Source organism: Enterobacter huaxiensis, assembly GCF_003594935.2.
Taxonomy (GTDB): domain Bacteria; phylum Pseudomonadota; class Gammaproteobacteria; order Enterobacterales; family Enterobacteriaceae; genus Enterobacter; species Enterobacter huaxiensis.
Genome location: NZ_CP043342.1, coordinates 2,998,411 through 3,019,125, shown reverse-complemented (window position 1 = coordinate 3,019,125; position 20,715 = coordinate 2,998,411). Strand labels below are relative to the sequence as shown.

Here is a 20,715-nt window from a genome sequence, read left to right as displayed (position 1 = left end):
AAACGTCGCTACGGGGAGTTTGAAGGTGACGTGCAGTTTTTGATGGTTGATTGCTTATGGATATGATCGCGCAATAGCGACGAATTCGAGCCGCCCCGGGAAGTGGCGGACGGGCGAGGAGGGGGCGGAGGTCCGCTCTGAGCAAAAAGCTGACCTTAGTAAGACATTGACAGATCCTCAAGATTAATGGTTGTATAGTACAACTATTTTGCGGGGTAATGTTAATGACTTCAGAATTAATGAATATAAAAAATATACGTGAGGCATCACGTTTAATGGTGCGAGAACTGGGTTTCATGAACCAAAATCTAGCCGCAACTGATTATCCTCCCTCAGCAGTTCACTCTATGCTCGAAATTGAAGGTCATGGGTCAATGACCGCCGCTCAACTGGTGCAGATTTTGGGCCTCGAGAAATCCAGCGTCAGTCGCATGCTCGCAAAACTCGTCGAGGCCGGTGAACTTGAAGAAAACCCTTCCACTGAAGATGCGAGGACGAAGCTAGTAAGTCTCACAGTGAAGGGCCGTGAGACAGTGCAGAATATCAATACTTACGCTGACCAACGAGTAGCAGCGGCACTCAATAAGCTTGATTCGTTTACCCAGAAGGCTGTATCTAAAAGCCTTTCTTCATATGCCAGCGCGTTGAAAGCTTGTCGCGAAAATACCGCTGGAAATGTGGAAAACAGCTTCAAAATAGTGTCGGGCTATCATGCCGGAATGATTGGCCGCATTACTGAAATGCATGGCGCCTATTACGCCAGAGAGCATAGTTTCGGTAGTTTTTTTGAAGCGAAGGTTGCTGCAGGTCTTGCTGATTTCTCTGCCCGACTGAATAAGCCATGTAATCAGATTTGGCTGGCAATGGTGAATGAACGCCTGGTGGGCTCAGTTGCAATCGACGGTGAGGATCTGGGAAACAACGAAGCGCATTTGCGCTGGTTTATCCTTGACGATGGGTGTCGTGGCAGTGGAATAGGCAGAAAACTCATTGCTGAGGCTATGAGATTTTGTGATGAGCAGAAGTTCACTTCTATACAATTATGGACGTTTAATAAGCTTAGCGCAGCAAGACGATTGTACGAATCATTCGGATTTGAATTGTCGAAAGAATGGGAAGGCGATCAATGGGGTAGTAGCATTACTGAACAGCAGTTCACCCGAAAAATCATCTAATTATATGCAATCACTTATCTGAAGAGCAGGATGTTTTGCTAACTTCTTGGACTCGTCTCTCTGTCCCACATTAGTCATGTCCGCTCCTGGCACGAAGCGGATGAGCGAACTGAGCTGATGGGCCGCTGAGAGCGACAAGCGGACGCTCTAAGGGGGGTTCATTTCCTTGCCATTCGTTTGCCAAGAGCAAAGCAGACCATAGGCAGGGGAAGCGTCACTAACAGCAGCATCCACAGTAAGGTATATACCGCGTCCACCCCGTCATTTTGCAGATTGGTATACAGCTTTACCGGCATACCCTGCGGGAAATACGCAAAGATCATCACGATCCCGAACTCGCCTACCGCGCGAACCCAGGCGAGCGTCACGGCAGAAGCCAGCCCAGGCAATGCCAGAGGTAATGTGAGAAAGCGAAAGCGATTCCAGGGGGAGGCTCCCAACGTTTGCCCAGCTTCAAGAATATTTTTGGGAACAGTTGCAAACGCCGAACGCGCCACCACGATAAAATAAGGCAGGGCACCGTAAACCTGAGCCAGCACAAACGCCGCCGGATTATTTACCAGCGTAGCTCCCAACAGTGAAAGCCAGCGGCCAAACACGCCGTAAGGCCCGAAAGCCGAAACCAGCAAAATCCCCATTGCCAGCGGTGGCGTCAGCAGAGGGATCATCACCAGCAGTTCACAGATCAATCGTTTTCGACCCGTTGCTTGTGACAGCCACCATGCCACCGGCATGCCGATAAGAATGATAATTCCGAGCGCCAGCACCCCAAGTCCCATTGAGACGACAATGGCGCTGTCGTCGCGCCAGGCCAGCTGCAGATGATGCCAGGGTGTTACGCCAATCAGCGTGATAAAGGGGATGCTTAACAGCAGGATAGCGGGCAGAGATAACCACCCCGCCACCCAGCCCGGTTTTCTTAGCGGGCGTATAAGTTGTCTCCTTTAGGTTCAGCGTAGCCAAACGCTTTGAACAATTTCTGCCCCTCGATGCTTTGCATGAACGATACGAACTTTTGTCCCTGTTCCACACCATTCGGCGCGTTTTTCAACACCGCCGCATAGAACACCATTGGTTGAGTGTGCAGGATCTGATCCTGGCCTTTGCTGTCTTTAATGGTGAAACTGACAGTGTCATACCACTGTTTCGTCATCGCCGGGTTGCTGAGGTTTATTTCATCCGGCAGCGCGACATACGGCAAATGGGCTGAGCGAACTTCACTCTCGTATCCTGCTGCTGCGTCCACCTGACCGCTTTCCAGACGGGCCAGCAGACCTCCTTCCTGATGAGTCTGCTGTGGGTTCTGCAGCGAGCCTAAAATCTTATCTGTGATACCCGGCATGTTGTAATACTTTTCAGCCAGCATTAGGCTGAAGACAATATTCTGGCCTTTTGGATCGACATAAGGATCGGTGCGGCCGAATGAGACCTCTTTCTGCGCCAGCAGAGTCAGCCACGAGCCGTCTTTCTTTCTGCTGGCCTGTTCAAACTGCGCCGCATGTTTCCCCTTAGGGCTGTAAGCGACCACCATGCTGGTGCTGGCGACCGGTACCGCCTCATCTATCAGCCCGGCATTTTTGAGGATCTGCATCGGTCCCGGGGTGATGGAGACGAATACATCGGCCTCAATTTTGTGGCTTGCCAGCAGACGTGCCATCCCGTATGCACCCTGACCCTGCCCCTGATAGCCGTTGTTATTTGCTCTGGAAAAGGCCGGGCCTAACCCCTCATCCATGACCTTGCCCATGGAGCCAGCATAAGTCACCCTGATATCCTTAGCCAGCGCCATGGACGACATTTGCAGCAACGCAACCGCCCCCAGCGCAACCTGCATTCGTTTTTTAATCATGAACACCCTCTCGTTATATATTGTTTTACATAACGAATTTTCCCGAAAAATTCCCGCAATGACAACCTCCGCGAGCGCTCCGTTGATTCAAGGTTGAACAAAGCGATAAGTCAGGCAGGGGGTTCATGGTCGACCTGTTTTGATGGGGAAGATTAATTACGCAGGATATTGTTATCCAAATGTGGGCGATTATTCATTAAACATGCTACGTAAACTCCCGGTGGCTTTGCATACAATAATCGTAAACTTATTGTCATCTATGCCTTTTGCACAGTTGTGGCTCAAATCGCTATATAGTTAAATATATAGCGATTGAGATAACTTCAGAGGGTTGTATGAATTTGTATATGTTTTATGTTGGCGGGAATGCCGGTAAATCCAATATTGAAGTACACGACATCCAGTTTGTGGCGGCCCGTGAGCCCAATGATGCCTGGCCTGCACTGCGTGAGGCATGGTTTGGCGATAGAGATAAAATTCATATAGACGGCTATAGCCGTATCACGTGGGCCGACGGATATTCTGTCACGCTTTCCCCGAAGCCTCCACGGACTACGAAGAGATTATTTTTCGTCAATGCGGGTGGTTACAGGCCGGATACGCTTGCAGAACTGCACGAATATGATCTGTTCGTCGCCGAAAATGCACGGCAGGCTAAGGAGAAAGCATTACTAACGCTACTCTGCGGTGTCGATCAGCAACATAAGGATAATTTAAAAGAGGTTGACGATTGCCTGTTGCTTGAAAAGGTTGGAGGGTTGTTTATTCATCTGACACCCTGCGATACAGGGCGTCGCGATCTTCCAGAGTGGCAGGGATATTTACCGATAGGAGCATGAAACTGCAAAAAGAGACGCACCGCTTCAGGATGAAACTGGCCTGCTTTTAGTATCTCAGGATGCCCCTCGAGTCTGATGGCGTCCTGTTCATAAAATATTTACGCTATTGCGTCTGGCTGTTTTACTGCAAGCAGCACAGATGATGCTTTAATAAGTGCAACAATCCTTTTTCCTTCGCTGAGATCCATCTCCGTCACGCTTTCGTTTGTAATGACAGCAGTTAGAGTTGTACCTTCGTCGGTCTGAAGATGAACAGTTGCGTTTACCGCCCCCTTTTCCAGCGAAGTGATGACACCAGGAAACTGATTACGAGCGGAAAAGAGCATTCCATCATCTTCGGAAGCAAGGATAATCCAAGGGGCTTTGATCAATGCCATAACCTCTTTACCCTGCTCCAGAGCCAGCCTTATTCTACTGCTACTGGTTACAACGGAAACCAGTTTTCCTCCCGCTGTGAGTGAGACTTCAATTTCATCATTCACGGAACCGGAGTGTATCGCAGAAACTTTGCCGTGCAGCTGATTACGAGCGGAAACTGACATGTCATTCTCTTTGATGATAAAAGGTAAAATTCCTCTAAAGTGTACATGAAAACTGGCGCTATATATTGTTGCTAACGTCAGCTTCTCGCACTAAGCGGACTAGGTAACTGAGCTGAAGGTCCGCTGAGAGCGAGAAGCCGACCTTTGTTATTCTGTCGTGAAACTCGCCATATGGTCAGGATATAACAATCCCTCTCGCCCTCAGGCTACGTTTGCTTGAATTGATCGCGTCGAGAAGGCGGATTCGGCTTTCCCTAAGATGAGCGGCGAGTAACTCTGCTGCTTTCTCAATGTCCTGCGAGCGAAGCGCAGCAAATATTTCGCGATGCTCTTCCCAGGCGGGGTTCGACGGCGCTTTATCAAGCCATCTTGCCCGTGAAAGCCGTAGCAGTGCATCACTTATCCCTTCGATGATAAACGCATTCTGACAAAGGCGGGCCAGATGCAGATGGAATCGTGTTCCGGCATCGTCCAGCATCCCGTCAGACGCAACAGCAGTCTTCTCTTTAAGCAGGATTTCCAGACCGTTGAGTTGTTCTTCCGTCATTTGGCTGGCTGACAGTTTTAATGCCGCCACTTCCAGTATTTCCCGGTAAATACACAGCTGTTCAACTTCAGCGACATCGATCGGTGCCACCAGCCAGCGTAACCCGTCACGACATACCAGCCCCTCTGACTCCAGCTTCTGTAATGCGGCTCGAACAGGCGTCCGGGAGGCGTTAAACGTTGCTTCAGCCCAGCGCTCGGTCAGTCGTTCTCCCGGACCCAGCTCCATGCTGAGTATCAATTTTCTTAAGTGGTTTTCAACCTCAGATGCCTGGCTCATGACGGCAATGTTCTCCTGCGAATTGACAGTAAAATGCATAATCGATATGGTATACCAAAATGGTATACCAAGAAAGGGTGTTTTTATGACCCAATTTTATAACAGCTTTTGGCAGCGAAACCTGATCGTTTGCTTCATTGGCTCGTTCTCAACCGTGTTTGCAATGACCCTGATGCTGCCGTTTCTGCCTTTATATGTCGAGGAGCTTGGTGTTCACGGGCATGCAGCGGTTGTTCAATGGTCTGGTGTGGCATTCAGCGCAACGTTTATTACTGCCGGGTTGATTGCCCCCGTCTGGGGACGACTTGGTGACAGATATGGACGTAAGTCGATGCTCGTGAGAGCCAGCCTTGGCATGGCTATTACGGTTTCGCTTATGGGGCTGGTGACGAATATCTGGCAACTTGTCGGTCTGCGGTTGCTAGTTGGGCTGGCTGGAGGCTACTCATCCGGGGCAACAATTCTTATCGCTGTACAGGCTCCCAGAGAACGTGCCGCATGGGCGCTGGGAATCGTTTCATCCGGTGTCATGGCTGGCAATCTTGTCGGCCCCCTTGCCGGGGGATGGCTACCGGGGCTGATTGGTATTCGGTCCACATTTTTCTGTGCAGGCGCACTGATTTTTCTGGCCTTTATTATGACCCTGACTCTCATCCGCGAAGCGGTACAAAAGCCCGAGGATGCTGCGGTAAAAACGCGGGTGAGCTGGCCCCAATTGCCTGCCCGCTCTGTGATTGTCTGTATGCTTTGTACCGGTCTGCTGCTGATGCTGGCCAATATGTCAATAGAACCCATTATCACGGTCTATGTGCGTACTCTCGTCAGCGACGCTTCTCAGATAACGAAAGTGGCGGGATATGCGATGGCAGCCGCGGCCCTGGGCAGCATCATCTCAGCTTCCTGGCTTGGAAAACTGGCAGACAGAATAGGACATTTACGCATTATCACGCTGGCGCTGACTACGGCCGGTTTGTTGCTCATCCCGCAGGCTTTTGTCACCTCCGGGTGGCAACTGATTGCCCTACGTTTCCTCATGGGGCTGGCGCTTGGCGGCTTGTTACCTTGTATTGCGGCAGTCATACGTCACCGCGTACCAGAAAGCATGGTGGGCAGCATCCTTGGCTATTCCGTCGCCGCGCAGTTCGCCGGCCAGTTCATCGGGCCGCTGATTGGCGGCTTTGTCGGCGGGCATATCGGGATGCGAGCCGTCTTTCTGGCAACCAGCTGCATCCTGCTAGCCGGTGCTGCCTGGAACTTTAAAATACATCGCCAGTCAGCAACGCGCTGACTCACTTCATTAGCCTTCATCTACAAATTACGGAAATTTTATGTCAAATCAACTCAGTAATATCAGTGAAAACAGCGCTCTGCTGGTTATGGATTTTCAGACGATCATCCTTAACAATTTCCTCCCGCAAGAAATCGCTGGAAACGTTATCCGCAATACCGCATCACTGATAACCGCTGCGCGCACAGCAGCCGTACCGGTCATTTATATCAGTGTCGGATTCCGCAAAGGGTATCCAGAGGTCAGCAAAAACAACACTATCTTCTCTTCGATTAAAGAGAATGGAATGTTTATGGCTGACAATGAGAGCACGGCTATTCATCCTGAAGTCGCTCCCGCAGAGAATGAGGCCGTCATTGTTAAACGCAGAGTCGGCGCTTTCTCATTTACCGAACTTGAGATGATTCTTCGCGCCCAAGGCATTGAAACTCTAATCCTTACCGGCGTGACCACCAGTGGCGTGGTGCTTTCTACAGTCGGGCAAGCTTTTGACCTGGATTACCGACTGGTGGTTGCGGGTGATTGTTGCGCCGATCCAGATCATGACACCAATTTGTTTTTACTTGACAAAATCCTGCCTCAACACGCCATTGTTACCCGTTCAACTGAAATATCAGAAGCATGGGCATAAAAATAAGAATATCTGACGTCAAGATAACCCTAGTGTAGATGACCGGGCATATGGGGTTGCTTGGTCATATGAACTTCTGCTCCTTGCCGGTTGGCGCAGGCATTATTTAAGGAAAGCAGTGGAAGGCTGTTACGCCGCAGAGGGCGTAACATAAAATCAGGCCTGCTCGTCTTCTTTGCCGTAGTAGAGCTTACCGAGCTGAATGAGAGGACGGCCCTGGGATTTGCGGTGCAGGTTGCTGTCACGCAGTGAATAAACACAGCCGCAGTATTCCTGCTGGTAGAACTGCTCGCGCTTGCTGATTTCAATCATACGCGACGAACCGCCCTGCTTACGCCAGTTATAGTCCCAGTACACCATGCCTGGATAGTGCGCGGCGGCTCTCTGTCCGCAGTCGTTGATTTGCTGCATATTCTTCCAGCGCGAAATGCCCAGCGAGCTGCTGATCGCGTTGAAGCCATTTTCAGCAGCGTACAGCGCCGTCCGCTCAAAGCGCATGTCAAAACACATGGTGCAGCGAATGCCGCGTTCGGGCTCCCATTCCATGCCTTTAGCACGCTCAAACCAGTTATCCGTGTCGTAATCCGCGTCGATAAACGGTACACCGTGCTGTTCGGCAAAACGAATATTTTCATCCTTACGAATCAGATACTCTTTCTGCGGATGAATATTCGGGTTGTAGAAGAAGATGGTGTAGTCGATTCCCGAGGCCTGGATCGCCTCCATTACCTCACCGGAACAGGGAGCGCAGCACGAGTGCAGTAGCAGTTTGTCTGCGCCGTTCGGCAGTTCCAGTTTTGGGCGTTTGAAATCACCAGAGTTCATAAAAGTATTCGTTCGAGAGATGAGACTTGCAAGGAGTGTAGCACCGGAGCCGTGCTATCGGGAATAGCGGTACAAATCTGGCAACGTCTACTCCTGGCACGAAGCGGACCGTTTAAAGGGCCGCAGGCTCAGCAATAATTAAGGGCTAGCAACGTTCGCACCTGACCTCCCACAACCGCTTTCCTTTTTCGACTTTGCACAGCCCCCGTCCCCCAAAATGTCGAGAGAAAGCGGGGCTTTTGCTATGCTATGGCAAACCAATAAGGAGAGCGGGAATGACACAAGGCGCAGTGAAAACACCAGGTAAACGTTCGCAGGCGGTGAGTGCCAAAAAGCAGGCGATCCTCAGCGCCGCGCTGGAGACTTTTTCCCAGTTTGGCATTCACGGCACGCGTGTTGAGCAGGTGGCAGAGCAGGCCGGGGTGTCCAAAACTAATCTGCTCTACTACTACCCGTCGAAAGAGGCGCTCTATGTGGCGGTCATGCAGCAGATCCTCGATATCTGGCTGGCCCCGCTGAAGGCGTTTCGCCAGGAGTTCACGCCGCTGGTGGCGATTAAAGAGTACATCCGCCTCAAGCTGGAGGTCTCCCGCGACTATCCGCATGCGTCCCGTCTTTTCTGTCTGGAAATGCTGCAGGGCGCGCCGCTGCTGAAAGCCGAGCTGACGGGAGATCTGAAACAGCTGGTGGAGGATAAATCTGCCATTATTGCGGAATGGGTCGCCAGCGGAAAACTGGCGCCCGTCGACCCGCATCATCTGATCTTCATGATTTGGGCCTCAACGCAGCATTACGCTGACTTTGCGGCCCAGGTTGAAGCGGTGACCGGTAAAACATTGCAGGACGAGGATTTTTTCCAGAGTACGCTGGAAAACGTGCAGCGGATGATAATTGAAGGGATCCGCGTGCGCTAGTTCCCCCTCACTCCAGCCCTCTCCCTTAAGGGAGAGGGCCGTCTGTGCAGACATTATTCTCCTCAGCCAGGCGGGAGAGGGCAGCTTAAATCACCCTCTTCGCACTGCATCAGCGAGGCCAGAAACGCTTCGCGCTCCACGGTTTTTTCCGCCAGGCACTGGTTCACAATCATCGGCTGAACGCTGCCGCCTTCCGTACCGGAACCAATAAACGCACAGTCCGCATCGCGCAGGGTAATCCACGCCTGCTGCGCCTTTTTCAGCAGATCGCGCTGAGGTGCCGCCGCGCGTTTGATGGTGGCCTGATACGTCTGGTTAAGCTTTTTATCCGCTGTCTGGTACTGCTGCGCGCTGCAGGTATTCAGCTCAAGCTGGGTGTTGGCGTTGTCGCACTCGTCGGCCAGCGCGCTGGCGCTCAGGAGCAGTGCTGCGCCTGCGATCAAATATCGTTTCATCATCCCCTCCATGTAAAAAAGCCGGATGCGCTGCGCTTATCCGGCCTACGGTTGTTTTGTAGCCCCGGTAAGCGTAGCGCCACCGGGGAGATTTTACACGATTAGCCGATTGTCATCAGGCTGGCGTTACCGCCTGCCGCCGCGGTGTTGACGCTGAGCGAGCGCTCCACGTACAGACGCTCCAGCAGCAGGTTGGTTTCTCCGCGCGCAAAGCCCTGCACAGAAACGATCGGGCCGCTGCGGGCCGCCACCTGCTCGCACAGTTCGCGCAGCTGGTCGGAATCACCGTGGTAGATCACCGCATCGAACGGCTGCGCCATCAGGGCATCCGTTTTCGCAAAGTGAATGCGGGCAGAGACCGCTTTCGGCAGCTGTTTCGCCAGATCGCGATGCAGACCGTCTTCCGGCCACAGGACCTCACAGCCCGTTGCGGCTGCGGCAGCCAGCTGAACCAGCGCGTCCTGCTCGTTGTCCGCCAGGCACAGCACGCGTTCGCGCGGCATCAGCGTCCAGGTGTTGCGCTCGCCGGTTGGACCCGGCAGCAGGCGCTGCGTACCGGCCTGCGCCAGTTCGCCGTACTGCTGAGCAAGGGTACGCAGTTCCGGGCGTTTGTCGGCCCACGCGATGAGCGCCTCCAGCGGCTGCGTTAGCAGGGCTTTCAGCTGCGCATCCACCGAATATTCCGCATCCTGACGCGCCAGCGTGACGCCCAGGGCGTTCTCCGGACGGTTCGCCAGCAGGCGGTACAGGTAGAGCGGGCCGCCCGCCTTCGGACCGGTGCCGGAGAGGCCTTCGCCGCCGAACGGCTGCACGCCAACCACGGCGCCGACCATGTTGCGGTTGACGTACAGGTTGCCCACTTTGGCGCTACCGGTCACGTGTGCAATGGTTTCGTCGATGCGGGTATGCACGCCGAGCGTCAGGCCGTAGCCGGAGGCGTTGATCTGCTCAATCAGCTCGTTCAGGTTATTACGGTTATAGCGCACCACGTGCAGCACCGGGCCGAAGACCTCTTTTTTCAGCTCGTCAAAGCTCGCCAGCTCAATCAGCGTTGGCGGTACAAAGGTGCCGGACTGCCATTCGCGGGCGTCTTCGCTGTTCTCACGCACCGCCTGGAACACCGGACGGCCCTTGGCGCGCATGGTCTGAATGTGGTTTTCAATATTCGCTTTGGCTTCCGCGTCGATCACCGGCCCGATGTCGGTGGTGAGACGGCCCGGGTTGCCCATGCGGCATTCGCCCATGGCGCCGCGCAGCATTTTCAGGGTGTGGTCAGCCACGTCGTCCTGCAGGCACAGCACGCGCAGGGCGGAGCAGCGCTGACCGGCGCTGTCGAACGCCGAGGCCAGCACGTCAATCACCACCTGCTCGGTGAGCGCGGAGGAGTCAACGATCATGGCGTTCATGCCGCCGGTTTCCGCGATGAGCGGGGTAGGGCGACCCTGTGCATCCAGACGGGTAGCGATATTGCGCTGCAGCAGAGAGGCCACTTCGGTGGAGCCGGTAAACATCACGCCGCGCACGCGGTTGTCGGAGGTCAGTTTTGCCCCCACCGTTTCACCGCGGCCCGGCAGCAGCTGAATCACCCCCGCAGGCACGCCGGCTTCCAGCAGGATGTTAATCCCCTGTGCGGCTATCAGCGGGGTTTGCTCTGCCGGTTTTGCCAGCACGCTGTTGCCTGCGGCAAGCGCGGCGGCAATCTGGCCGCTGAAGATCGCCAGCGGGAAGTTCCACGGGCTGATACAGACGACCGGGCCGAGCGGACGGTGCGTTTCGTTGTCGAAATCATCGCGAACCTGGCCCGCGTAGTAGTGCAGGAAGTCAACGGCCTCGCGCACTTCGGCGATGGCGTTGCTGAAGGTTTTACCCGCTTCGCGCACCAGAATGCCGATGAGCTGCTGCATCTGATCTTCCATCAGCACCGCCGCGCGTTCCAGAATGGCGGCGCGCTCCTGCGGCGGGGTCGCGAACCAGATAGGCGCGTTATTCACCGCGTTATCCAGCGCCAGGTCAACTTCGGCTTCCGTGGCTTCACGCACGTAGCCGACGATATCTTTTGGCTCTGCCGGGTTGATCACCGGCTGCATTTCTCCGTCTTGAACGGCGTGTTCGAGGATCGGTTTGGCCTGCCATTTCTGCAATGCGCTGTTAAGCAGGGCAGAAGAGAGGGATGCCAGGCGGTGTTCGTTGACGAGATCCAGACCCGCAGAGTTGACGCGGCCTGCGCCGTACAGCTCGCGCGGCAGGGCAATTTTCGGATGCGGCAGGCCGAGTTGACCTTCCTGCGCCGCCATCTTCTCAACGGCCTGCACCGGATCGGCCACCAGCTCGTCCAGCGGCAGCGTGGTGTCGGCAATGCGGTTAACGAAGGAGGTATTCGCGCCGTTTTCCAGCAGACGACGCACCAGGTACGCCAGCAGGGTTTCGTGAGTACCGACCGGAGCATAGATACGGCACGGACGGTTCAGCTTGCCGTCGGCCACTTTACCGGTGACCTGTTCGTACAGCGGTTCGCCCATGCCGTGCAGGCACTGGAATTCGTACTGGCCCGGATAGTAGTTCTGCCCGGCCAGGCTGTAAATCGCCGCCAGCGTATGGGCGTTGTGGGTAGCGAACTGCGGGTAGATCAGGTTCGGCACGCCGAGCAGCTTTTTCGCACAGGCGAGGTAGGATACGTCGGTGTAAACCTTGCGGGTGTAGACCGGATAGCCTTCCAGCCCTTCCATCTGGGCGCGTTTGATCTCGCTGTCCCAGTAGGCGCCCTTCACCAGACGGATCATCAGGCGACGGCGGCTGCGGCTTGCGAGGTCAATCAGGTAATCAATCACGAACGGACAGCGCTTCTGGTAGGCCTGAATAACGAAGCCAATTCCGTTCCAGCCCGCCAGCTCCGGCTCGAAGCACAGTTTTTCCAGCAGATCGAGGGATATCTCCAGACGGTCTGCCTCTTCAGCATCGATGTTGATGCCGATGTCGTACTGGCGCGCCAGCAGGGTCAGGGACTTCAGGCGCGGGTAGAGCTCTTCCATCACCCGGTCGTACTGCGCGCGGCTGTAGCGCGGGTGCAGGGCGGAGAGCTTAATGGAGATGCCCGGGCCTTCATAAATGCCGCGGCCGTTGGAGGCTTTACCGATGGCGTGGATCGCCTGCTGGTAAGAGACCATGTAGGCCTGCGCGTCGGCGGCGGTCAGCGCCGCTTCGCCCAGCATGTCGTAGGAGTAGCGGAAGCCTTTGTCTTCCAGCTTGCGGGCGTTCGCCAGCGCTTCGGCAATGGTTTCCCCGGTGACGAACTGCTCGCCCATCAGGCGCATCGCCATGTCCACGCCTTTGCGGATCAGCGGCTCGCCGCTCTTGCCGATGATGCGGTTCAGGGAGCGGGAGAGGTTGGCTTCGTTGTGGGTGGAGACCAGCCTGCCGGTAAACAGCAGGCCCCAGGTAGCGGCGTTAACGAACAGCGACGGGCTGCGGCCGATGTGGGAATGCCAGTTGCCGTTGCTGATCTTATCGCGGATCAGCGCGTCGCGGGTGGCTTTGTCGGGAATACGCAGCAGCGCTTCCGCCAGGCACATCAGCGCCACGCCTTCCTGTGAGGAGAGGGAGAACTCCTGCAGCAGCCCCTGAACCATCCCGGCGCGGCCGGTTGCAGTTTTCTGGTTACGCAGCTTGTCGGCAAGCTGATACGCCAGGCTGTGCGCCTGTGTAGCAATGGCTTCCGGCAGGCGCGCCTGCTCCAGCAGCATCGGCACGGCGTCGGTTTCGGCACGGCGGTAGGCAGCGGTAATGGCGGCGCGGCTGACGGACTGCGGCAGGATCTGCTCGGCGAACTCCAGGAACGGCTGATGGTTCTCTTCGACAGCGGCGGCGGCCTCTTCGCTTTCATTGGCGGCACCCGCCAGCAGGGCAGGCAGCTCTGGCAGACCCTCTTCGCTTTCTAGCCTCTCCAGATAGTTAAAAATGGCCTGCTTAATGAGCCAGTGCGGTGTGCGGTCAATTCGGGTGGCTGCGGACTTAATCCGTTCGCGCGTGGCGTCATCCAGCTTAACCCCCATGGTGGTCATACCCATGCCAAAGCTCCTGTTGTTCTTTCATTGTTTTCTATCGATAGCGTGAAATATCCACCATGTTGCAACTTTGTGCAACCGTGTTAAATGTGACCTGGTTTGCAAGCTGCAAAATGAATGGATTGTTAATGGACGGTTAGCTGGAAAAAGGCGCGACCTTCTGCATGTGAAGCCTGTTTTTATGCGGGACTTAACACTTTTAAAAGGTGCAACCCGCAAAAGCGTGAGCGAGTGCAACCTATAGGAAAGACGTATAAAACCAGGGATGAATTTGATGTAAATGCAGTGTTAAATCGTTTGTGCGCGGTGACGGCTTACGGCAGGATACGCGCGGCCAACAGAAACATACATGAATATCACCCCGTTCCGGTGATGTAATAACAGGCAGCCGGGAAGGTTGTCGATCATTATTATTGGAGTCTTTAAATGGCAATTAGCACACCGATGCTGGTGACATTTCTCGTTTATATTTTTGGTATGATCCTGATAGGCTTTCTCGCCTGGCGATCGACAAAAAACTTTGACGACTACATTTTGGGTGGCCGCAGCCTGGGCCCGATGGTCACCGCGCTCTCTGCGGGCGCATCCGACATGAGCGGCTGGCTGCTGATGGGCCTGCCGGGCGCGATTTTCATCTCAGGTATCTCAGAAAGCTGGATCGCCATTGGCCTGACCGTTGGCGCATGGGTTAACTGGAAGCTGGTCGCCGGTCGTCTGCGCGTGCACACCGAAGCCAACAACAACGCCCTGACGCTGCCCGACTACTTCACCGGCCGCTTTGAAGATAACAGCCGCATCCTGCGCATTATCTCCGCGGTGGTGATTCTGCTGTTCTTCACCATCTACTGTGCCTCCGGCATCGTGGCCGGCGCGCGCCTGTTCGAAAGCACCTTCGGCATGAGCTATGAAACGGCGCTGTGGGCCGGTGCGGCGGCAACCATCCTCTATACCTTCGTAGGCGGGTTCCTGGCCGTAAGCTGGACGGATACCGTACAGGCGAGCCTGATGATCTTCGCCCTGATCCTGACGCCGGTGATTGTGATTTTCACCGTTGGCGGCTTTGCGGATTCGCTGGAAGTGATCAAGCAGAAGAGCATTGAAAACGTCGACATGCTGAAAGGGCTGAACTTCGTTGCCATCGTCTCCCTGATGGGCTGGGGCCTGGGCTACTTCGGTCAGCCGCACATTCTGGCGCGCTTTATGGCTGCCGACTCTCACCACACCATCGTGCATGCGCGTCGCATCAGTATGACGTGGATGATCCTGTGTCTGGCGGGGGCGTGTGCGGTCGGCTTCTTCGGCATCGCCTACTTCAACAATAACCCGGCGCAGGCGGGCGCGGTGAACCAGAACGCCGAGCGCGTGTTCATCGAGCTGGCGCAGATCCTCTTTAACCCGTGGATTGCCGGGATTCTGCTCTCCGCCATTCTTGCTGCCGTCATGTCCACCCTGAGCTGCCAGCTGCTGGTCTGCTCCAGCGCCATCACGGAAGACCTGTATAAGGCCTTCCTGCGTAAAGGCGCGAGCCAGAAAGAGCTGGTGTGGGTAGGTCGTTTCATGGTGCTGGTGGTGGCGCTGGTGTCCATTGCGCTGGCGGCAAACCCTGAAAACCGCGTGCTGGGGCTGGTAAGCTACGCGTGGGCAGGCTTCGGTGCCGCGTTTGGTCCCGTGGTGTTGTTCTCCGTGCTGTGGTCGCGCATGACCCGCAACGGCGCGCTGGCGGGGATGATCATCGGCGCGGTGACCGTCATCGTCTGGAAACAGTTCGCGTGGCTGGGCCTGTACGAAATCATTCCGGGCTTCATCTTCGGCAGCATCGGGATTGTGGTATTCAGCCTGCTGGGCAAGGCCCCGTCTGCCGCGATGCAGAAACGCTTTGCTGAAGCGGACGCGCACTATCACTCAGCGCCGCCGTCTAAGCTGCAGCCTGAGTAATCACACGTCCTCTACTGTAGGCCGGGTAAGCGCAAGCGCCACCCGGCTTTTTCTTGCAAATTTTCAAGATTTACGTTGATATCGCTGCACTTATAACAATGAGGATAGCGAACAATGACAATCAAAACAGGGTTGATGGCCGTGGCATTATTGATGCTGGCGGGCTGTAACGCACCATCACAACGCGCGGCGGTGGAAACCTGCAAAGCGGATAACCAGATGCAGCAAACCACGCTCTATTTCGGTTTAAACCGACCAGCCGGGGCGCAGATCAGCGGCAGCGAGTGGCAGCAGTTTGTTGACCAGGACGTGACGCCGCGCTTCCGCGATGGCTTAACGGTGTTTGACGCGCGCGGGCAGTGGCTGGGGAACGATGGGAAAGTGGCGCGTGAACCCAGCAAAGCATTGATGCTGATCCACGGAAAAGATGCGCAGAGCGAGAAGAATATCGAAGCGTTGCGTGGGATTTATAAATCGCGCTTCGCACAGGAGTCGGTGATGCGGGTCGATCAGCCGGTGTGCGTGCAGTTTTAATGAAAACGGCGGGATAACCCGCCGTTGTTATATCGTAGGCCCGTGCAAGCGAAGCGCCGCCGGGCACAAACGGCACAAAACTTACAGCACCAACCCCGCAAAGCTCGCCGACAGCAGGCTCACCAGCGTCGCGCCGTACACCAGACGCAGACCAAACCGCGAAACCACGTTACCCTGCTGCTCGTTCAGGCCCTTTATCGCCCCGGCTACGATACCGATGGAGGCAAAGTTAGCGAACGACACCAGGAAGATGGATAAAATCCCCAGCCCGCGCGGCGTCATCTGATGGGCAATTTTTTGCAGCTCAATCATGGCCACAAATTCATTTGCCACCAGCTTGGTTGCCATAATACTGCCGGCATTTAAGGCATCGCTCAGCGGAATTCCCACCAGCCACGCCAGCGGATAAAACACATAGCCGAGGATCTGCTGGAAGCTCATGCCAAATACGCTGGAGAAAAGGGCGTTCACGGCGCTAATAAGGGCGATAAAGCCAATCAGCATTGCCAGAATAATCATCGCCACCTTAAAGCCGGCCAGAATATATTCGCCCAGCATTTCAAAGAAGCTCTGGGACTCGTGCAGTTTTTCGAGCCTGATATCCGGCTCCGCTTCCGGGCGCGTCGGGTTGATGACGGAGAGAATAATGAACGTGCTAAACATGTTCAGGATCAGCGCCGCGACGACGAATTTGGCGTCCAGCATCGTCATATAGGCCCCGACAATCGACAGGGAAACGGTGGACATGGCCGTCGCAGCCATCGTGAACAGGCGACGAGACGAGAGATCGCCCAGCACGCCTTTGTACGCAATGAAGTTTTCAGACTGTCCGAGGATCAGCGAGCTGACGGCGTTAAAGGATTCCAGCTTGCCCATGCCGTTCAGTTTTGACAGCAGCGTGCCGATCACCCGAATAAAGATCGGCAGAATACGCCAGTGCTGAAGAATACCAATCAGCGCGGAAATAAACACAATGGGGCAGAGCACGCCGAGGAATATGAACGCCAGCCCTTTTTCCCCCATTCCGCCAAAGACAAAGTTCGTCCCTTCGGCGGCAAATTTAAGCAGCGACTCAAAGAAACCCGACACGTATTTAATAATGAACAGGCCGCTTTCCGCGTGCAGGAAAAAGAACGCCAGCGCAATCTCAATAACAATCAGCTGGAGAATAAAGCGAATGCGAATTTTTCGGCGGTCGAAGCTCACCAGCCAGGCGAGCGCAAGAATAATCACCAGCGCCAGCAGGAAATGGACAATGTTATACATGGTTTGTTTTCAGTTGGTGTTTGAGGCAGGTATTTAGCCACAGCGTCGTTTAACCGTAAATGGGCATTTTCGTTATAACTTATAAACTTAACCGTTACGGTAGTAACTATTAACCGGCGATGCGTTTACATCTCGTCATCAAAACACCGCACATTTCGCTTGTTTTTCTCTCTGCCGTAATGATAATCACTATCACAAGAATTTACCTTTCTTTGCATCAGTTGACCGCGTTAAACATTTAAGGTGTCGGCATGTTTGTTCCATTTCTCATTATGTTACGTGAAGGCCTTGAAGCGGCCCTGATTGTCAGCCTTATTGCCAGCTATCTGAAGCGAACCCAGCGTGGACGCTGGATAGGCGTGATGTGGGTCGGGGTTTTCCTCGCCGCGGCGCTCTGTCTGGGCTTAGGCATTCTTATCAATGAAACCACCGGGGAATTCCCGCAGAAAGAACAAGAGCTGTTTGAAGGCATTGTTGCTGTGATTGCGGTAGTGATCCTGACCTGGATGGTGTTCTGGATGCGTAAAGTCTCCCGCAACGTGAAGGTGCAGCTGGAGCAGGCTGTCGATAACGCTCTGCAAAAAGGCAACAACCACGGCTGGGCGCTGATCCTGATGGTCTTTTTCGCCGTGGCGCGCGAGGGGCTGGAGTCGGTCTTCTTCCTGCTGGCCGCGTTCCAGCAGGACGTGGGCATCTGGCCGCCGGTGGGCGCGATGCTCGGGCTGGCAACCGCCGTGGTGCTAGGCTTCCTTCTCTACTGGGGCGGCATTCGTCTTAACCTGGGCGCGTTCTTCAGGTGGACCAGCCTGTTTATTCTGCTGGTGGCGGCAGGGCTGGCGGCGGGCGCAATCCGCGCCTTCCACGAGGCGGGCCTGTGGAACCACTTCCAGGACGTAGCCTTTGACCTCAGCAACGTTCTCTCCACCCACTCACTGACCGGTACCCTGCTCGAAGGCATCTTCGGCTATCAGGAAACGCCGAGCGTCAGCGAAGTGGCGATGTACTTTATTTATCTTATTCCGGCGCTGGTGCTGTTCTTTATGCCATCGCGCCCCAGCGCTCAGCCGTCGCGTACTGCGCCCTGAAGCGTTCAGTGTAGTTACAACATACTTTTAAAAGGGAAGGCTCATGGCAATTCAATTTCGTCGTAGTGCGTTACAGGCTGGCGTGGCAGCGCTGATTGCGTCTGCTTTTGCCGCGCAGGCTGCGGATATCCCGCAGGTGAAAGTCACCGTCAATGATAAACAGTGTGAGCCGATGACCATTACGGTTAACAGCGGTAAAACCCAGTTTATCATTCAGAACCACAGTCAAAAGGCGCTGGAGTGGGAAATTCTGAAAGGCGTGATGGTGGTGGAAGAGCGTGAAAACATCGCCCCTGGCTTCAGCCAGAAGATGACGGCCAACCTGCAGCCCGGTGAATATGACATGACCTGCGGCCTGCTGACCAACCCAAAAGGCAAGCTGATCGTTAAGGGCGAAGCCACGAAGGATGCCGCGAAGGGTGAAGCGCTGCTGAGCCTGGGCGAGGCCATCACCGCCTATAAAGCCTACGTCACGAAAGAGACGGCAGACCTGGTGGCGGGTACCAAAGCCTTCACCGATGCGGTGAAAGCGGGGGATATCGAAAAAGCGAAATCCCTGTACGCGCCAACCCGTCAGCACTACGAGCGTATTGAGCCGATTGCCGAGCTGTTCTCTGACCTGGACGGCAGCATTGATGCCCGTGAAGATGACTACGAGCAGAAGGCCGCCGATCCGAAATTCACCGGTTTCCACCGTCTGGAAAAAGCCCTGTTTGGCGACAACTCCACCAAAGGGATGGAGAAATACGCTGAGCAGCTGAACGCCGACGTGCTGGACCTGCAAAAGCGCATCAGCGAATTGGCCTTCCCGCCGTCAAAAGTGGTGGGCGGTGCGGCCGGCCTGATTGAAGAAGTGGCCGCGAGCAAAATCAGCGGTGAAGAAGACCGTTACAGCCACACCGACCTGTGGGACTTCCAGGCGAACGTTGACGGCGCGCAGAAAATTGTCGACCTGCTGCGCCCTCAGCTGCAGAAAGAGAACGGCGAGCTGCTGGCCAAAGTGGATGCCAACTTCAAGAAAGTCGACACCATTCTGGCGAAGTACCGTACCAAAGACGGATATGAAACCTACGACAAACTGACCGACGCTGACCGTAACGCGCTGAAAGGCCCGATTACCACGCTGGCGGAAGATCTGGCTCAGCTGCGCGGCGTTCTGGGTCTGGACTAAGCACGATGAACAAGCATGACGAATACGACGTGGCGGAGCCTTCGCGACGTCGGCTGTTAAAAGGGGTAGGAGCGCTGGGGGGCGCACTTGCCCTTGCGGGAGGTTGCCCGGTAGCGCATGCGGCAAAACCGCAGAGCGCCCCCGGCACGCTGTCGCCGGATGCCCGCATGGAGACGCAGCCGTTTTATGGGGAGCACCAGTCGGGCATCCTGACGCCGCAGCAGGCCTCCATGATGCTGGTGGCCTTTGATTCGCTGGCGAGTGATAAAGCCGATCTCGAGCGCCTGTTCCGCCTGCTGACGAAGCGCATCGCGTTTCTGACCGCAGGCGGTCCGGCGCCGGAAACCCCGAACCCGCGCCTGCCGCCGATGGACTCCGGTATTCTCGGGGCGTTTATCGCCCCGGATAACCTGACCATTACCGTGTCGCTCGGTGAGTCGTTGTTTGACGCACGCTACGGTCTGGAAAAACAGAAGCCAAAGGCGCTGCAGAAAATGACGCGTTTTCCGAATGATTCCCTGGACGCGACGCTGTGTCACGGCGACCTGCTCCTGCAAATTTGCGCCAATACCCAGGACACGGTGATCCACGCGCTGCGCGATATCATTAAGCACACGCCGGATCTGCTGAGCGTGCGCTGGAAGCGGGAAGGGTTCATCTCTGACCACGCTGCCCGCAGCAAAGGGAAGGAGACGCCCGTTAACCTGCTGGGCTTTAAGGACGGCACGGCTAACCCGGACAGCAGCGACGCGGCGCTGATGAAAGACGTGGTGTGGGTAACGGCCAATCAGGGCGAGCCGACATGGGCCGTCGGCGGCAGCTACCAGGCAATACGCATTATTCAGTTCCACGTGGAGTTCTGGGACCGCACGCCGCTCAAAGAGCAGCAGACCATATTTGGTCGCGACAAGCAGAGCGGGGCGCCGCTCGGCATGCTGCACGAGCACGATGAGCCTGACTACGCGCGCGATCCCGATGGCGACACCATCGCGCTGGATAGCCATATCCGTCTCGCAAACCCGCGTACCAAAGAGACGCAGTCGAGCCTGATGATGCGCCGGGGCTACAGCTACTCGCTGGGCGTGACTAACTCGGGCCAGCTGGATATGGGGCTGCTGTTTGTTTGCTATCAGCACGATCTGGAGAAGGGTTTTCTGACCGTGCAGAAACGCTTAAACGGTGAGGCGCTGGAAGAGTATATTAAGCCCATCGGCGGCGGCTATTTCTTTGCCCTGCCGGGCGTGCGCGAACACAACGCGTACCTCGCTCAAGGTCTTATTGAGGCCTGATAATTGTCCCTGCGAGAGGTCGCGGGGACA

General features: G+C 55.4%; 17 protein-coding genes and 1 pseudogene. 10 read left to right on the top strand and 8 right to left on the bottom strand.

The genetic code is table 11. From position 1 onward, the window contains the following. Window positions 1-224 precede the first annotated feature (224 nt). Window positions 225-1,175, top strand: coding sequence for a bifunctional helix-turn-helix transcriptional regulator/GNAT family N-acetyltransferase (locus tag D5067_RS14490; RefSeq protein WP_119934746.1), 951 nt, complete (start codon window positions 225-227; stop codon window positions 1,173-1,175). A gap of 158 nt (window positions 1,176-1,333) precedes the next feature. On the opposite strand, the gene D5067_RS14485 is transcribed toward D5067_RS14490, so the two are convergent. Then, the gene (locus tag D5067_RS14485; RefSeq protein ID WP_119934745.1) at window positions 1,334-2,080 is read right to left on the bottom strand and encodes a molybdate ABC transporter permease subunit; all 747 of its coding nucleotides are present in this window, start codon (window positions 2,078-2,080) and stop codon (window positions 1,334-1,336) included. A gap of 14 nt (window positions 2,081-2,094) precedes the next feature. After that, window positions 2,095-3,009 (bottom strand): extracellular solute-binding protein, encoded by a 915-nt coding sequence (locus D5067_RS14480; RefSeq protein WP_119935447.1) that lies wholly within the window; start codon window positions 3,007-3,009, stop codon window positions 2,095-2,097. A 350-nt stretch (window positions 3,010-3,359) separates the two neighbouring features. Between D5067_RS14480 and D5067_RS14475 the strand changes: the two genes are divergently transcribed. Beyond that, entirely contained in the window at window positions 3,360-3,863 is a 504-nt protein-coding gene (locus D5067_RS14475) for a DUF1543 domain-containing protein (protein ID WP_119934744.1), read from the top strand. Window positions 3,864-3,961: 98 nt separating this feature from the next. Here the strand turns inward: D5067_RS14475 and D5067_RS14470 are convergent, their stop codons facing one another. Both D5067_RS14470 and D5067_RS14465 read right to left on the bottom strand, forming a co-directional pair. Continuing rightward, window positions 3,962-4,405 carry a TOBE domain-containing protein gene (locus tag D5067_RS14470; RefSeq protein WP_119934743.1) on the bottom strand — a complete coding sequence of 148 codons (444 nt, stop codon included), beginning with the start codon at window positions 4,403-4,405 and terminating at the stop codon, window positions 3,962-3,964. Between the two features lie 175 nt (window positions 4,406-4,580). Continuing rightward, window positions 4,581-5,231, bottom strand: a complete 651-nt coding sequence (locus D5067_RS14465) for a GntR family transcriptional regulator (protein WP_119934742.1) — start codon at window positions 5,229-5,231, stop codon at window positions 4,581-4,583. Between the two features lie 85 nt (window positions 5,232-5,316). Here D5067_RS14465 and D5067_RS14460 point away from each other — a divergent pair, with 85 nt between their 5' ends. Continuing rightward, window positions 5,317-6,519: an MFS transporter gene (locus tag D5067_RS14460; protein ID WP_119935446.1), complete on the top strand. Its 1,203-nt coding sequence runs from the start codon at window positions 5,317-5,319 to the stop codon at window positions 6,517-6,519. 88 nt (window positions 6,520-6,607) lie between these two features. Continuing rightward, a pseudogene (locus D5067_RS14455) lies at window positions 6,608-7,166 on the top strand (cysteine hydrolase family protein). A gap of 140 nt (window positions 7,167-7,306) precedes the next feature. Here the strand turns inward: D5067_RS14455 and D5067_RS14450 are convergent. Then, window positions 7,307-7,975, bottom strand: a complete 669-nt coding sequence (locus D5067_RS14450) for an epoxyqueuosine reductase QueH (protein ID WP_119934740.1) — start codon at window positions 7,973-7,975, stop codon at window positions 7,307-7,309. Window positions 7,976-8,250: 275 nt separating this feature from the next. On the opposite strand from D5067_RS14450, the gene rutR reads away from it, so the two are divergent. After that, on the top strand, window positions 8,251-8,889 hold the full coding sequence (gene rutR, locus D5067_RS14445) for an HTH-type transcriptional regulator RutR (protein WP_119934739.1): 639 nt from the start codon (window positions 8,251-8,253) through the stop codon (window positions 8,887-8,889). A gap of 62 nt (window positions 8,890-8,951) precedes the next feature. Here the strand turns inward: rutR and D5067_RS14440 are convergent, their stop codons facing one another. After that, window positions 8,952-9,344 (bottom strand): lysozyme inhibitor LprI family protein, encoded by a 393-nt coding sequence (locus D5067_RS14440; RefSeq protein ID WP_119934738.1) that lies wholly within the window; start codon window positions 9,342-9,344, stop codon window positions 8,952-8,954. A 101-nt stretch (window positions 9,345-9,445) separates the two neighbouring features. Next, window positions 9,446-13,408 carry a trifunctional transcriptional regulator/proline dehydrogenase/L-glutamate gamma-semialdehyde dehydrogenase gene (gene putA, locus D5067_RS14435; protein ID WP_119934737.1) on the bottom strand — a complete coding sequence of 1,321 codons (3,963 nt, stop codon included), beginning with the start codon at window positions 13,406-13,408 and terminating at the stop codon, window positions 9,446-9,448. Between the two features lie 423 nt (window positions 13,409-13,831). Between putA and putP the strand changes: the two genes are divergently transcribed. Both putP and D5067_RS14425 read left to right on the top strand, forming a co-directional pair. Then, window positions 13,832-15,340 (top strand): sodium/proline symporter PutP, encoded by a 1,509-nt coding sequence (gene putP / locus D5067_RS14430; protein ID WP_119934735.1) that lies wholly within the window; start codon window positions 13,832-13,834, stop codon window positions 15,338-15,340. 114 nt (window positions 15,341-15,454) lie between these two features. Further along, a complete protein-coding gene (locus D5067_RS14425) occupies window positions 15,455-15,874 on the top strand; it encodes a DUF3574 domain-containing protein (RefSeq protein ID WP_119934734.1) in 420 nt (139 codons plus the stop codon). Window positions 15,875-15,955: 81 nt separating this feature from the next. Here the strand turns inward: D5067_RS14425 and D5067_RS14420 are convergent, their stop codons facing one another. Beyond that, a complete protein-coding gene (locus D5067_RS14420) occupies window positions 15,956-17,140 on the bottom strand; it encodes a NupC/NupG family nucleoside CNT transporter (RefSeq protein ID WP_119934733.1) in 1,185 nt (394 codons plus the stop codon). Between the two features lie 251 nt (window positions 17,141-17,391). On the opposite strand from D5067_RS14420, the gene efeU reads away from it, so the two are divergent. From efeU to efeB, 3 genes are read left to right on the top strand one after another with little or no spacing between them, the layout of a single operon-like run. Then, complete coding sequence (efeU, locus tag D5067_RS14415; RefSeq protein WP_119934732.1) at window positions 17,392-18,225, top strand: iron uptake transporter permease EfeU; 834 nt, start codon at window positions 17,392-17,394, stop codon at window positions 18,223-18,225. Window positions 18,226-18,268: 43 nt separating this feature from the next. Then, window positions 18,269-19,396, top strand: a complete 1,128-nt coding sequence (efeO, locus tag D5067_RS14410; protein WP_119934731.1) for an iron uptake system protein EfeO — start codon at window positions 18,269-18,271, stop codon at window positions 19,394-19,396. A gap of 5 nt (window positions 19,397-19,401) precedes the next feature. Beyond that, window positions 19,402-20,685 (top strand): iron uptake transporter deferrochelatase/peroxidase subunit, encoded by a 1,284-nt coding sequence (gene efeB, locus D5067_RS14405; RefSeq protein WP_119934730.1) that lies wholly within the window; start codon window positions 19,402-19,404, stop codon window positions 20,683-20,685. Window positions 20,686-20,715 lie beyond the last annotated feature (30 nt).